The sequence below is a fragment of the Acinetobacter sp. YH12233 genome (assembly GCF_013417725.1).
GTDB lineage: Bacteria > Pseudomonadota > Gammaproteobacteria > Pseudomonadales > Moraxellaceae > Acinetobacter.
In genome coordinates this window covers 1-14,319 of sequence record NZ_VPDK01000055.1, presented here as the reverse complement: position 1 = coordinate 14,319, position 14,319 = coordinate 1, and the positions used below count along the sequence as shown (strand labels likewise).

14 protein-coding genes and 1 pseudogene are annotated in these 14,319 nt (G+C 36.2%); 7 read left to right on the top strand and 8 right to left on the bottom strand.

Features of this window, described 5'->3' with window-relative positions; all coding sequences use genetic code 11:
- Positions 1–215: 215 nt before the first annotated feature.
- Positions 216–536, top strand: a complete 321-nt coding sequence (locus FTV12_RS15430; protein ID WP_000897307.1) for a type II toxin-antitoxin system RelE/ParE family toxin — start codon at positions 216–218, stop codon at positions 534–536.
- Positions 529–801: a NadS family protein gene (gene nadS / locus FTV12_RS15425; RefSeq protein ID WP_000369781.1), complete on the top strand. Its 273-nt coding sequence runs from the start codon at positions 529–531 to the stop codon at positions 799–801. The genes FTV12_RS15430 and nadS overlap by 8 nt, the downstream gene beginning before the upstream one ends.
- A gap of 125 nt (positions 802–926) precedes the next feature.
- Here the strand turns inward: nadS and FTV12_RS15420 are convergent, their stop codons facing one another.
- Positions 927–1,493: a hypothetical protein gene (locus FTV12_RS15420; protein ID WP_179991029.1), complete on the bottom strand. Its 567-nt coding sequence runs from the start codon at positions 1,491–1,493 to the stop codon at positions 927–929.
- Positions 1,494–1,695: 202 nt separating this feature from the next.
- Here FTV12_RS15420 and FTV12_RS15415 point away from each other — a divergent pair, with 202 nt between their 5' ends.
- Both FTV12_RS15415 and FTV12_RS15410 read left to right on the top strand, forming a co-directional pair.
- The gene (locus FTV12_RS15415) at positions 1,696–1,956 is read left to right on the top strand and encodes a type II toxin-antitoxin system RelB/DinJ family antitoxin (protein ID WP_004778838.1); all 261 of its coding nucleotides are present in this window, start codon (positions 1,696–1,698) and stop codon (positions 1,954–1,956) included.
- Positions 1,943–2,233 (top strand): type II toxin-antitoxin system YafQ family toxin, encoded by a 291-nt coding sequence (locus tag FTV12_RS15410; protein ID WP_179991028.1) that lies wholly within the window; start codon positions 1,943–1,945, stop codon positions 2,231–2,233. Before FTV12_RS15415 ends, FTV12_RS15410 begins: the two co-directional genes overlap by 14 nt.
- A gap of 48 nt (positions 2,234–2,281) precedes the next feature.
- Here FTV12_RS15410 and FTV12_RS15405 read toward each other — a convergent pair whose 3' ends face one another.
- The 4 genes and pseudogenes from FTV12_RS15405 to FTV12_RS15390 form a co-directional block, all read right to left on the bottom strand.
- Positions 2,282–3,487 carry an IS256 family transposase gene (locus tag FTV12_RS15405; protein WP_004973108.1) on the bottom strand — a complete coding sequence of 402 codons (1,206 nt, stop codon included), beginning with the start codon at positions 3,485–3,487 and terminating at the stop codon, positions 2,282–2,284.
- Between the two features lie 135 nt (positions 3,488–3,622).
- Positions 3,623–4,180, bottom strand: a complete 558-nt coding sequence (locus tag FTV12_RS15400; protein ID WP_179991027.1) for a DNA-binding protein — start codon at positions 4,178–4,180, stop codon at positions 3,623–3,625.
- A 201-nt stretch (positions 4,181–4,381) separates the two neighbouring features.
- Positions 4,382–6,003 (bottom strand): annotated as a pseudogene (locus FTV12_RS15395) (IS66 family transposase).
- 8 nt (positions 6,004–6,011) lie between these two features.
- The gene (locus FTV12_RS15390; RefSeq protein ID WP_179990997.1) at positions 6,012–6,386 is read right to left on the bottom strand and encodes a hypothetical protein; all 375 of its coding nucleotides are present in this window, start codon (positions 6,384–6,386) and stop codon (positions 6,012–6,014) included.
- Between the two features lie 276 nt (positions 6,387–6,662).
- Between FTV12_RS15390 and FTV12_RS15385 the strand changes: the two genes are divergently transcribed.
- Positions 6,663–6,986 carry a hypothetical protein gene (locus tag FTV12_RS15385; RefSeq protein WP_179990998.1) on the top strand — a complete coding sequence of 108 codons (324 nt, stop codon included), beginning with the start codon at positions 6,663–6,665 and terminating at the stop codon, positions 6,984–6,986.
- Positions 6,983–9,841: a relaxase/mobilization nuclease domain-containing protein gene (locus tag FTV12_RS15380; protein WP_179990999.1), complete on the top strand. Its 2,859-nt coding sequence runs from the start codon at positions 6,983–6,985 to the stop codon at positions 9,839–9,841. The genes FTV12_RS15385 and FTV12_RS15380 overlap by 4 nt, the downstream gene beginning before the upstream one ends.
- Before the next feature lie 997 nt (positions 9,842–10,838).
- Here the strand turns inward: FTV12_RS15380 and FTV12_RS15375 are convergent.
- A complete protein-coding gene (locus tag FTV12_RS15375) occupies positions 10,839–11,138 on the bottom strand; it encodes a hypothetical protein (protein ID WP_004778793.1) in 300 nt (99 codons plus the stop codon).
- Positions 11,139–11,140: 2 nt separating this feature from the next.
- Positions 11,141–11,779 (bottom strand): AAA family ATPase, encoded by a 639-nt coding sequence (locus tag FTV12_RS15370; RefSeq protein ID WP_004778792.1) that lies wholly within the window; start codon positions 11,777–11,779, stop codon positions 11,141–11,143.
- A 394-nt stretch (positions 11,780–12,173) separates the two neighbouring features.
- On the opposite strand from FTV12_RS15370, the gene repM reads away from it, so the two are divergent.
- The gene (repM, locus tag FTV12_RS15365; RefSeq protein WP_212749456.1) at positions 12,174–13,121 is read left to right on the top strand and encodes a replication initiation protein RepM; all 948 of its coding nucleotides are present in this window, start codon (positions 12,174–12,176) and stop codon (positions 13,119–13,121) included.
- Between the two features lie 342 nt (positions 13,122–13,463).
- Here the strand turns inward: repM and FTV12_RS15360 are convergent, their stop codons facing one another.
- Positions 13,464–13,628 carry a transposase gene (locus tag FTV12_RS15360; RefSeq protein ID WP_179991000.1) on the bottom strand — a complete coding sequence of 55 codons (165 nt, stop codon included), beginning with the start codon at positions 13,626–13,628 and terminating at the stop codon, positions 13,464–13,466.
- Positions 13,629–14,319: the final 691 nt, after the last annotated feature.

The window sequence follows — 14,319 nt, the reverse complement described above, 5'->3', positions numbered from 1 at the left end:
ATTCGTATGGTGATTATCGGTGCTGAAAGACAACTTGATATTAAAATGCAAACTTAACTCTATACTGCTTTAAGCAACTGTTCTATTTAGTAATAAAGCTTTTATCCTTAATTATTTAACATAATGGCTGTTATGCGAAACGAGATCTACCAGCTCTCGTTTTTTGTTATGGAAACTGCTAAAATTCAAATACGCCATTGACGTATAAAGAGTCCATGTTATTTATTGAAACCAGCATCTTTACCAAGCAAATTAAAGACCTTGTATCTGATGAGGAATATCGTCAACTTCAGCAAGATCTTTTGGTACAGCCTGATAGAGGTGACCTAATCAAGAATGGCGGTGGTATTCGCAAAGTACGTTGTGCTCAAGGTAACAAAGGGAAAAGTGGTGGGATACGGGTGATTTATTATTGGGTCACCGAGGATGATCAGATCTTTTTCTTAGTGGCTTATCCAAAATCAGTAAAAGATAATTTAACAGATAAGGAAACCGCCATTCTGCACCAACTCGTGAAGGAGCAATTTCATGGATAACAACTTATTTGATGACTTGGTTGCTTCAATCAAAGAAGCTGGAGCTATCAAACGTAAAGAAGTTAAAGCAAGCCGAGTTACAGAACTCGAATTGCCTGATATTAAAGAAGTACGTGAAAAAACTGGCTTGAGCCAAAATGAATTTGCTGCACGTCTACATATTAGCCCCCGTACCCTGCAAAATTGGGAACAGGGACGACGCTATCCAACTGGACCAGCAGCTACATTGATTCGAATTTTAGATGCTCACCCAAGCCTTATTTGAAAAAATTACTTAAAAAATGGGAGCTTAAGGCTCCCATTTTTATTTCGTATAAGGTGTATTATGTTAATTTTAGAAATACTTACTAGCTCTTATAAGTATTTCCATAAAAATAAGTAAACCTTTTTTTATTTATTTTGTTCCAATAAAACTTGCTTAGTTATTTTCCATCCTTCATCTTCAATAAAGCTAACTGTATAACGAAACTTATTAGCTGGGCCCATATTTCCTTGATCCACACCACCGAATTTATCATCAGCATAATCATATGAGACTATTTCAAACTCACTTGGGCTAACTTGTTTCATTGATTGAATAAAACGGTAGTTTATTGAAGCTTTATCAGTATTCCAGAAAGCTTCGTTGTTATCACCAAAAGCATCATTTGTTGTTACTAATAATGGTCTATTTGGTGAAAATCGTGAAACCTCAGAAACATAATAAGAATGAGTTCCTGTTCCCCCATTGCATCCTATATCTCCATTCCAAAGGACATAGTAAATTGAACCATTTTCAGAAGGCTTATCAATCGTAAAAATATCTTTTAGTTGAACTTTATCATTCATACAAGAAATCGAAGTTATGTAATTATTCATAATTCGAACAATGTTAGTTTTCTCAGACAACTCAGAAGCATAGGTTGAACCTAATGAAAAACTGCTAATTAGAATGCCAGCAATCAACTTTTTAAACATGGAATTCCCCCATAAATTTAATAATTGTAAAATTTGCCTATAGTAACTTAAGTTGGCATTTAAAAGATTGAAAAGTATTCAAAAAAAATTATGTTTTATATCTTTAATTAAATCCACTTAACATAATGGCGATTATACGAATTGAACTTTTCTTCATCTAAGAATATAGTGTGATTAACAATGTTAATCATAGGAGCTTAACATGGCTTCAAATGCACTAGTCACTACTCGCATTAACGAAAACATTAAGCATGAAGCAACAGAAGTTCTTGCAACAATGGGCTTAACTGTCTCAGATGCAGTTCGCTTGCTGTTAACCAAGGTAGCGAAAGAAAAGGCTCTGCCTTTTGAAATTTGGCAGCCCAATCCTGAAACCATTGCTGCAATGGAAGAAGATCTAAGCAAAGCAAAGAGCTTCACTTCTGTTAAAGATTTGATGGCTGATCTAAATGCGGACGATTAAGTACACATCAGCATTCAAGAAAGACTATAAATGTGAGAAAAAAGGGCAGCATCGAAATACATTAGATGCTGAACTACAAACTGTTTTAGAATTATTGCAAGCTGATGAAGCCTTGCCTGAAAAGTATCGTGACCATGCTTTGGTCAGTAATTGGGTAGGTCATCGTGATTGCCATATCAAACCTGATCTCGTTTTAATCTATAAGAAAACAGAAGAAGGTGAACTACTAATTTTGAAATTAGTTCGCTTAGGCAGTCATAGCGAATTAGCAATTTGAATGATGTAACCCCCGAGGGCGTTCAAAATTCTGTGTCAGTAAATTTGACTAGATTTTAATTATATCATCTAATCGACCTTCAAAGTAAATGGATAATTGAGTAATCGTTTGTCCCCATTCCTGAATAGGCATTGTCCATTTTTCTGATGCCTGTTGAATACCAATATACAGTAATTTCATCAGACTATCCTCATTGGGGAAAGCTCCTTTGGTTTTGGTTAGTTTGCGGAATTGACGATGTACGGCTTCAACGGCATTGGTGGTGTAAATCGGCTTCCTAATCGCTTTAGGGTATTTGAAATAGGCGGATAGTAGATGCCATTTGGTACGCCATGACTGAATGACCACACCATATTTTTCGCCCCATTTTTCTTCTAGCTCATCCAGTGCTACTTCTGCCGCCCCTTTGGTATCAGCACGGTAAATTGGCTTTAAATCAGCCATAAATGCCTTCTGATCTTTACTGGCAACATAGCGTAAAGAATTACGGATTTGATGAACGATACACAGTTGTATTTCTGTTTGAGGGTAAATCGCTGCTATGGCTTCGGGGAAACCTTTTAGTCCATCTACACAGGCAATCAGAATATCCTGAACACCACGATTTTGTAGGTCTGTCAGTACACTAAGCCAATGGTTCGCCCCTTCGCTTTCCGACAAATGCAAGCCGAGTAGTTCCTTCTTACCTTCAACATTTAAAGCTAAAATGGTATAGATCGCTTTGCTCACATAAACACCTTTATCCTTCACTTTGTAATGTATGGCATCTAACCAAACAAAGGGATAAATTGTATCGAGTGGGCGTTGTTTCCATGCTTGTAACTGAGGGAGGAGCTTATCTGTAATATTGGTGATAGCACCATCTGAAATCTCCAATCCATACATATCAGCAACATGCTTTTGAATATCACGATAGCTCATACCAAGTGCATAGAGTGATATGATTTTATTGTCAATTTCTTCTGATAATTTGGTCTGGTTCTTTTTAACTAACTGTGGCTCAAATTCACCATTTCGATCTCTAGGGGTTTCAAGCTCAAATGAACCTGATGTAGATTTTACTGTCTTGCGAGTATAGCCATTGCGGCGATTACCTTGTTTCGGATTCGCTTCAATGTAATTCTCGATTTCTGCTTCAAGAGCAGCTTCGGTCAGCTGTTTAATTAAAGGGGTGAGTATGCCATTTTCTCCAGTCAGTGCTTGTCCTGACTGGAGTTGTTTTAAGGCTGTTTCAAAATCAAATGTAGTTGCCATAATGCATCATTCCTGTTTTTAACAGTTTAAGGAAATGACACAGTTTTTTGAACACTACCTAACCCCCAAAGAGCGTTGACATACTCCGTACTAAACCAGTGATTTAATGGGGAGCATGTCAGCCTTCATCGTCAGTTACTTGTCTTTTTGCATTGTAATCTGTTTTTCTAATTCAGCTATCCGTGCATTTGCATTAGTGAGTTGTGATTCCACATATTTGATCGAGCCTGATTTTTCGAGTAGCTGTTCATATTTGGCTTGCAAGGCGTTGTAGTCTTCTTTTGCCTTATCTGTACTAGCAAGAGCGACTTTCAGCTTGTCGGTGGTGTCATCAGTTTGTTTGACCTGTTCATCAAGTTTGATTTGCACCTGTTCCAGTTTTTCTGTGGTATCTGCAAGCTGCTTTTCCAGTTGTTGCACTGTTTCCGCATATCCGCCTTGTACTGCATCAATCCGTTCTTGCAATAGGGTTGCAATGACTTGTGACACGGTAACGAGTTCCGCATCTTTCAGAGTTTTTGCCGTAGTAACGGCTGCCGCCAGTTGCTCTTCAAGGATCTCTTTGCGGTATTTATTGATAGTGGTCTTTGAGCCGCTACCAAGCACCGCAAGGATATTATCGTTAGTTGGGTTTGAGTCTTGTGCTGCAAGGGATTCGATGGCTTTTGCCACATCTGATTTAGTGATTGCCATGGGTTTATTTCCTATTGTGTACTGTACTGTATCGTATTTTAGTACATTACAGTACAGTACACAATCGATATTTTTTATGAATTATGACTAGCTAAAACCCTCTGCAGCTGTTCGCTAATGTTTTCCAATTTAGCAAAAGCCGATAGAAGATGATTTCTATTAGATTAATTGTAAGCGTCCGCTGAACCCCATGCCTATTTTTTAATTCGATTTAGGTTTCCAGCGGTGTGGCAGTAACTCTTCAATTTGGGTCACTTTGTGTGTCGGCAGCCTTTTCAGCACATCACTTAAATAGGCATACGGATCCAAGCCATTCAGCTTTGCTGACTGGATTAACGTCATGATGTTTGCCGCTCGCTGACCACTGCGCAGCGAACCTGCAAACAGCCAGTTCTTGCGCCCCAACGCCCAGGGACGCATCTGATTTTCAATCCAATTATTGCAAATAGGTAGATTGCCATCATCCAGATAGCGGCTTAAAGCTGGCCAACGCTTCAGAGTGTAATTGATGGCCTTGGCGGTGGGAGAACTCGATGGCACTGTCAGATAATGTTGGTTGAGCCATTCATACAGTTGTTGCATCACCGGTTGGCTGTGCTGTTGTCGGTATTCGCGGCGCTGTTCTGCTGTACCATCGGTCTTTTTCCTGAGCTCTGCTTCTATCGCATACAGTTTCTGAATCAGCACTAAGGCCTGTTCAGCAACCTGACTTTTCCCGGTCACATGCAGTTCATGGAATTTACGACGTGCATGGGCCATGCAGCCCACCTCAATGACATCGCCTGATTTAAAGCGTGCTTTATAACCACTGTAATCATCACAGACCAGATGGCCCTGCCAGCCATTCAAGAACACTTCAGCATGCTGGCCTGAACGACTATCCTGAAAGTCATAAATCACGGCTTGAATTGGATTATATTGGGTTGTTGCATAGGCCCAGACATAACCTTTCTTCGGTTTTTTATCATTCTCACCCATCCGCATGATGGTGACCGGTGTTTCATCTGCATGCAGCACCCGCTGTTGCAGCACTACCTGTTTTAAGGCATTGGCCAGAGGTTCCAGTTCCACACCGCAGCGACCTATCTGAGAAGCATTGCTTCGCAAGAGATAACGTAGATCTAGAAAGCTCGATTCCCGCCCGCTGATAGATCAGGCGCTGACGGTACAGCGGTAAATGATCGGCATACTTCGATACCAGCACATGGCTGAGCAGTTCAGGTGAAGCAATGCCTTTATCAATCACATAGGCGGGCATCGCTTGCTGAGTCAGGGTGTCACACTGATCACAGACCCATTTGCCACGGACAATGCTGTTCCTTATAGAACTGTGCCGGTCTGAAATGCAGTTTTTCACTGATATCTTCGCCGATACGACGTAACTGGCAGCCACAACTGCATTGGGTTGATGCTGGTTCATGCTCAATACGAATGGTGTGTAGATGATCGGGCAGCAGTCGACGTTTAGGTTTATTTGCTTTGGCTTTGTGTGTCGCTGCATCGGTTTTATCTGCATTTAGCCGTTCCAGTTCTAGATCAACAGCAGCAATATCTTCTTCAACCGATTCATCCCAGAGATGGATTTGTTTTGCGGTGAGATGTTCGTTTTTACTGCCGAATTTGTGCTGTTTAAATAGTGCGAGTTCATGCTCGTATTTTTGCGTGAGAATGGAAAGATGTTGAACTTTGGCATCCAATTGCTGGTTTGATTTTTCTAATTCTTGATTTGATTGTGCCAGAGACTGATGCTGCATCGCCAACTGCCTGGTAAATTCCAGCAGTTGTTCATGGGTCAGTTGGCTTAAATCAGGCAGCGTATTCATTCAATAATTTATTTTTTCTTCTTCAAAAATTCATTTAAATTTTCTTCAGAAATACTCGTGAAATTATTTTCTTTTAGAAAAGTCACTACTTCTTCTACAGTTGCACCGAGACTGAAGAGTTCAAGTAAGGTTTTCTTGTGTTGAGTAAGTAACTGATTACGTGTGATCGTCTTTTCATTCATTTTTTCTATATGACGAAAAAGAATATCTTCAAATTTTTTAGAATCATTGACACTATAAATTTTTTGATTTTTCTCAACAATTTTTGAATGCTTTTCTTCTTTTGTCGATACAGTTTCAGAAGTATTTTCTGTTGAGGATTCTAAATTTTTATTAGCTAGATTCTCAATATCAAGTTCTGAAACATTTTGCTCTTGTATCATGTTTTTTCCTAAGAATAAATATATAAGCCAATTTTTCTGAATATATTCTATTACAGAAATGGTAAAACTTGACACATTTCTAAATTTTGAATTACTGAAAAATGTAACATTTTGCACTCAAAAAAAAATATAAATCATTCATTATTTTCATTAACGTTAATTCACTCATCACCGATCACAAAAAAGTACAGGATGGGACGATGTATATCACATCGTCCAGATTCACAAATCTCGAGCTCGCTTCGCTCGGTCTCAATTTGTATAAAGTAGAAAAAAATGAAAGTTAAAGCATCAAGAAATAAGCAGATCATTGTTCGTTTAACTGCAGATGAACATCAAGATATCAATGATGCCGCTAGGGCATTACAGCTCAATCAATCTGACTATATACGTAAAAAAATTTTAAGTGATGACTACAGTCAATTAATCGATCAACGTGATATTCATACGATTAGGATGATCGGGATTGTTCTCGCAAAAATATTGATTGAACTCCAAGATAAAGATTTGATCCCCGAAGAATTATGTGACCTTACAGAGCTCGTTCATGAGTTGAAAATCATTGTGCGTCGACTAAATGACGAGGTGCTTAAGAGATGATTACTAAGATCATTCCAAATGCATTAGGCACTTCTGTTGAAAATCGTATCAACGGTTTATCAGACTACATACATAATCCAAATCAAACGCGTATCGACTACCTCAGTGACTATATTACCCAGTTGCACGCAAGTTTTAGCACTGAACTTATTTCTGAAAAATGTGTCTATTCAAATTCAAGAAACTTTTTAGATGATGATATTGCATATCAAAAAATTGAAATGTCACAAACTGCCAGTCTCAATTCTAGAGTGACTGACCCAATCGTTCATCTGGTTACAAGTTTTAAAAAATTTGAAGTACCCACGATTCAACAATTAGAAGAGCAAATCGATATTTTAAGTAAACATCTCAAAGCAGATGACTTACAAATGCAGTATGCGCTGCACATTGATACAGACAATGTGCATTTTCATTTGATCATTAATCGAATCCACCCTTACAGAAAAAATAATCATAATGAACATCAAGCGGTGGATTTAGGTGATGGTTGGATTTTGAATGCAGTGCATAGAGCCACTGCTGAAATTGAAGCAAAACAAGGCTGGGAACCTGAGCCAAATCCTCTGTTTATCTATAATCATGAAACTGGCCAATGTGAAAAAAACATCAACCACATATCAAATCCTGATGCATTTAAAATCAGTGCAAAGATTCGTGATCAAGAACATCGACATCAACAAAAGAGTCAGTTGCGCAATGACATTGCGACTGCAGGCAACTATCAAGATGACCTTGAAAAAACCATTCAGCCGATCCTAAAAGATGCAAATAGTTGGCAGGACTGGCATCAACAATTAGCAGGTTTAGGAATTTTGTATGAGCGAAAACGTAATGGTAGTATTTTTAAAATAAAAACTGATGATCAACAGTCTCTGACGTTTAAGGCTTCTTTATTTTGCAATAAACAAGTCACTTTAAAGAGCTTGGAAAAGCGTTGGGGGGAGTTTACACCTCATCACGCTGATCAGATCAAAATCTATCAGCCCAAATTGAATACGACAGCTCAGCACACTCCACATGAATCCTCAAAGATCTCTGCTTATCATTTATTCCAGAATGAAGACTTTTTGGTTAAGGAGCTTCATGACGCTTATCTCAAGATGAAATCAACTAAAGATGTTTATAGTCAGAATCGTCGATCAAAGTACCGGGATATCAATTTCGAGAATGAAATTTATAAAAACAATAAATCTTCTTTTTTAAAACAACTTCAGAAAAAATTTCCAGAACAGGCTTCTGATACGATTTATACTCTATTGCATTATCAACATCATACAGATCAACTGACCACCAGAGCTGAAATTAGAAAAGTATTTCTTTCCCAAAATCAAAATTTAAGCCAACAGACCTCTGAAAAGCTATTTGATCAAAATTTTTTGTCTAGAAACTTTGATTCAACCCAAATTACCTCTTATGCTGATTTTTTAAGATTTGTCTCACCCACAAATCCTCTATTGATACAACAACAATTTCTATTCGATCAACGTCAGTCTAAAAATTTTATTTATCAAGAAAACCCAGAAATCAAGACTGCCAAAATTTTGTTTGATTCGAATGATCCTAAAGAGCCCATTGGCATTCAGAATAGATATGGGATTCTGGTCTTTAGTAATTATTCAATCACCCGATTACAGCAATGTTTAAAGAATTTACATCCCGAGCATGAAGTATCAGTTCGAGGATCATCAGATTTTAAAAACTTATTTAAGATGCTGTCCAAACATAAATCCAATGAAATTCAAGATACAAACAAAAGTAGAACTCTGCCTGCTCTCTCAGAATTATCATTAGAGCAACTCCAAATTTGCTTCAAGCAACTCTATCAACATTTTAAAACAACAGGCGAATGCAAAAGCACAGCACTGATCAAAACTGGTTTACTTCTGAACTGTTGTGGCATCAAACTGAGCCAGCTCACATCTATTTTAGCAACATGTATTCAAAAGCATCAATTGCCTCAGCTTAATCAAGACGATCAGAGTATCTTGATACAGAGATTGCATAACCTAATCTATACACAAGCCTCAAAATTAAATAAAAAATATTTCAACTCAAATGACATCGAGCAAACCTGGCAATTATATTTTTCTTTACAGCATCAGCCTATGATCAACGAAAAATGCCATACCCTTGTTATAACCAACGACGCTTCGCAACATTTGAAAGACCTCGCACTTATACCTAAAAATCAAGTGAATAAATCCTATCAACAGACAGAATCTTTATCTGAACTAGATTACTTACAGATGTTTGAGTTTTACGAATACAGTAGAAAAGCTAAGCTACAAAAACAACAGGAATTAGAGCGGAATAATATCTTCACGAGGCCAAAAGAAACATTGAAAGATTCTGATCAAATTTTACAGTCAGCTTCCCCTATTAAAAAATATCGTATCGAATACAGATTTGGAGAAACATTTTATATCGATCAAGAGAAAGTCGCTTTTTTTGAAAGTAAAAAATCTGAAAATATTACTGTACTGAGCCAACAACGTGACCATATTCACGATGCCTTATTATTAGCTAGAGATAAGTTTGGTGTTGTATTGGTCTCTGGTACAGATGACTTTAAAAGACAGGTTCAAGAAATTGCACGTGCAACAAATATAAGAATCGAATTTGACCACCCATTAGTAATAGATCGTCAAGTTGAAAGCTCAGCGAACGACAAGATAGATCACAATATTGTGCACCAAATAAATGAGCACAAGACTGTTATTCATAATTCCCCTCCAACATCACCAACTATAGAAGATCACCCCCTCCCTATCGATAAAGAAAAGTCTATAACATTAGACGAAAACTCTAAGAGCCTAAACCGTACCACTGATAGCTATGATTTTGGTTTCTAGTCCTTCAAATTAATTTTTTATAAATTCTGATAGAAGATAAAAAAAAGCTAAAAAAACTAGATTTTTCATCTTTATTGAGTTATAAAATCAATAGCCCCCTAGTTTTATAACAGACTAGTTGGTTAGCTAGAATTAAGGCTAGCGGGAGAAAGTCACTCTTATTTAAAGACATGAAAGGTTAACTCGTTTTTTACGTGTTTTTCGTGTGCTTTAAATAAGGTTAAATAGTGAAATCTTCGCAACTATACAATACATTTCTTCTTAATATTCTTGATAAATTGGTTCACAATTCATCGGATAGTTTTACTGTCTCTTTTATTAATATAAATAATTCTAAGATGTTAGAAATATTTTGTGACTCCCTTCTTTCATTTCATTTTTTTGGATACAAGTATATCGGTAATAAATACTATAAAGTACATAATGGTTTAATTTTTAGCTACACCGTAGACCACGGAAAAAAAATTATTACTTTTAAATGTGATTTGAAAAAAGAAATATCTGGGTTGGACTTAATCACTAAAAAATTGTATTTAAATCGAATATTATTCAATAGCAATTAAAATTAAAAATAGTCAAATTAATACTGAAAAGTTAATTTAACTATTTTTTCGTTATTTCTTTTGTAAGCGTCCGCTGAACACACCTTCTGAATTCATCCTATAAGCCTTAATTTAGTCCCCACTTAGAAACAAGTGGGGACTTAAATTTATGACTACAAATAATCAGACATCCATCGCATCTCTTGCGAAAAACGAAGAACATACGTTGTGGTAGTCCATGAATTAACAGTGGCATAAATCTAAAAATTAAATTTTAATATATTATGAAGTTATGAAGTTATGAAGTTATGAAGTTATGAAGTTATGAAGTTATGAAGTTATGAAGTTATGAAGTTATGAAGTTATGAAGTTATGAAGTTATGAAGTTATGAAGTTATGAAGTTATGAAGTTATGTTATTTAATCTTATAGATTAAATAACGTTCCCTTCTCATTTTATTTAAAACTTTTATCAACTAGTTGCTTAAAATCTTCTAAATTCTGCTCTGCCAGTGATTCTAAAGCTATTCTTACAATACTAGATCTGTTAACACGAGCATTATTACTTTTGATAATTAACTCATCGATTAACTCACTTAATTCTTGATTTAAAGAAAAGGTACAACGAACGAATTTCTTTTGTGAAACTTCTAGGTCCTTAACTCTTTTATCAGCTCCAGATATAAAGTTTTCAACCAGTTTATCTTGATCCGAAAGATCGTCAGTTTTCTTTTTTAAACCGCTAAGACCTGCCATAATTACACTCCTAAAAACTCTTGAGCTATCCCTTCAATCTCTGCTTTTGCCTTTGGATCACTTGTTACTTCAAAAACAGATAAGCCATTTTCATCTGCATCATCATAAACATTTCGGTTTGTCGTGATTTGGTCTAAGGCTTTTATTCCAAACGATACACAGGCTTCTTTAGCATCTAAAATTCGCTGTACTTGTGACGGTAATGTTGGGCATTGTGTAATGATTGCTCTGGCATTCAAATCTGGATTCACTGCTCGTGCCAGTTTTAATATTTGTTCCATATGATCCAAAGTCTTTAGATCTCTACGTTTAGGTCTAAAAGGCAATAGCATATGTGTTGCTATAGTCATAGCAGAGCGCAATGCTTCTGAATCTTGCCCACCAGCGTCAATGATAATATCTTCATATCTTTTTGATAAATCTTTTAAAACTTGACGAATATTGCCTGAAGCTTGTACAGATGGGATATTTTTCAAATCCTCATTCTCATCACGTTCTTTAATCCAGTCAGTTGTTGTACCTTGAGGATCTGCATCTAGAAGTAGAACATCTCTATTCTTGGTTTGTAAATAAACAGCTAAGTTTTGTGCAAGACAGCTCTTACCAGCTCCGCCTTTTTCACCACCTACTAAAATAATCATAAGTTATGTAAGTTACGTAATTATGTTGAAAACAATGTATAAGTTTTAATCTCCTAAATCAACTATTGTGAAAAAGAAAGTTAAAAATAAAGTTATCCACAAATAATGCTCCTTTTTTAATTTTATATATATTTTTAAATTTATATTTTATAGGTTTCTTGTATCCCTTGTAGTGTATATCTTTGAGAGGATTTAAATGGACATTTTCCTGACAATAAGTGGACATTTTCCTTGATCTAAATGGACGTTTTCCTGACAATAGGTGGACGTTTTCCTTGATCTAAATGGACGTTTTCCTAACATAAATGGACGTTTTCCTGACATAAATAGATCTTTCATTAGTGGACATTAAGTGTTAATGTCAACTAATAATATTTGTTTCTCTGACCACAACATGGCAAATGTAATTTATAAAGATAATAACTTGATTGAAGCATCTTATGCGTTGACTCTGTCAGAACAACGCTTAATTTTAGTTGCAATTATTGCAGCCCGGGAAATTGAAAAAGAGCTTACATCGGATACATTGCTAACAATACACGCATCTGAATATATGAAGCACTTTAATTTAGGTCGCCAAGCTGCCTATGAAGCTCTTCAGGGAGCGTGTGATAACTTATTTGAACGTAGACTCACCTATAAGGCCATAGATCCTGTTACAGGTAAGCCTGCGGTTTATAAAAGCCGTTGGGTATCAAAAGTTGGCTATGTTAAAGAAGCGGCATGCGCTCAATTAATTTTTGCTCCTGATATTTTACAGCTTTTTGTAAAACTTGAAGAAAAGTTTACTCGTTATGAGTTAAAGCAAATTTCTCAATTATCTAGTGTATACGCTATACGGCTGTATGAACTTTTGATTAGATGGCGTAGCAAAGGCAAGCTATATATTAGTATGGTTGAATTGCGTGATAAGTTAGGTCTACTTGAAAATGAATATAAAACCATGGGAGATTTCAAAAAGCGTGTATTGACGGTTGCCATAGATCAAATTAATAAACTTACTGATATTGACGTTAGTTACGAGCAGAAAAAAGAAGGAAGAACAATTACACATATCGAATTTTCTTTTAATCAAAAAGCTTCCTTAATTGTTAATGATAAGGTACTGGAACAGACATATCAGCTGACACCAAAACAATCTATATTTTTCGCTCAAAAATTGTGTGACCTTATCAAATATCCCGAATTCGGGGGAAAATATGCCAATGTAGGCGAGGAGATCGAAGCGTTTAAAGAAAGGATTTCACTTGAACTTCTCGACCCTGAAAAGGTAAAAAAGTATTATTCTGATTTGTTAAAAGTGGGCTATAAAGAAAAATATAAATCAGAAAAGTTATCGTAACCTGAATAATAGAAATTCTTATTTTGAACGCTACCAACCTACAGGAAAAATTTAGTCTGCCCTGGTAATGAATAACGCTAAATTTGCAGACTGTAATATTTGAAGTGAGGAGTAGACCCAAGTTTCACTGCAACAGATCATAGACTTCAAATGATGAGCTATTTTGATTCTTGGGTGATTTCAAATAAAGAGTATGGCATGTGCGATAAGTATTTTTTGCCTGAGCAATTCCTGAGAACTTCTGCGTTTTTTCATCCAAACCTTTACTGAAGCTGTTTGATATTTTTAACAGCGAATTATAGTCAATCACACTGAAGACCTACGCATTGGTTTCCACGGCAGTTACTCCAGCATCCTACATAATAAATTTGGCGAAATGCCATACAATCTGATAAGAGAAGAAACAGATGAGCCTGGTTGCATGGTCATAGCAATAAATTGGGCTTTTTCGCGAGCTGAAAAACGCTGACGACACTGAACTGATTTAATAACTTCAATACGTTCCATAGAACACTCCTTAATTCTAGTGCTATGACTAAGTCTTAATTGAGAAGTGTCCGTTTTAACTGGAGCTATTACATAAACCGCCAGGGATTGATCTGTAATGAACATAAAGCTATAAACTTACTTAACTTACTTAACTTACTTAACTTACTTAACTTACTTAACTTACTTAACTTACTTAACTTACTTAACTTACTTAACTTATTTAACTTACTTAACTTACTTAACTTACTTAACCTTAATTTATATAACCTCCAAGAGAGTTATGGGATGGGAAACTACTTCCTGTCGTTCTTGTCAGGGATTTGTCCATATATGGAAGTGCATTGTTAAGAATTAAAGATTTCTCTGACCAGGAGACAGCCAAGGACTGATCTGTTATGAATATAAAGTTACATAACTTACGCAACTTATGATCTTATGTAACCCTGAAGAGAGTTATGAGATTGAAAACTCTCCCTATATTTCTTGTCAGGGATTTGTCCATATATGGAATGCAGCGCTGAAAAATTAAAGATCTCTCTGGCCAGAAGATCGCCAGGGGCTGAACTATCAGAGATATAAATTTATAAAGTTACATAACTTACGCAACTTATGATCTTATGTAACCCTGAAGAGAGTTATGAGATTGAAAACTCTCCCTATATTTCTTGTCAGGGATTTGTCCATATATGGAATGCAGCGCTGAAAAATT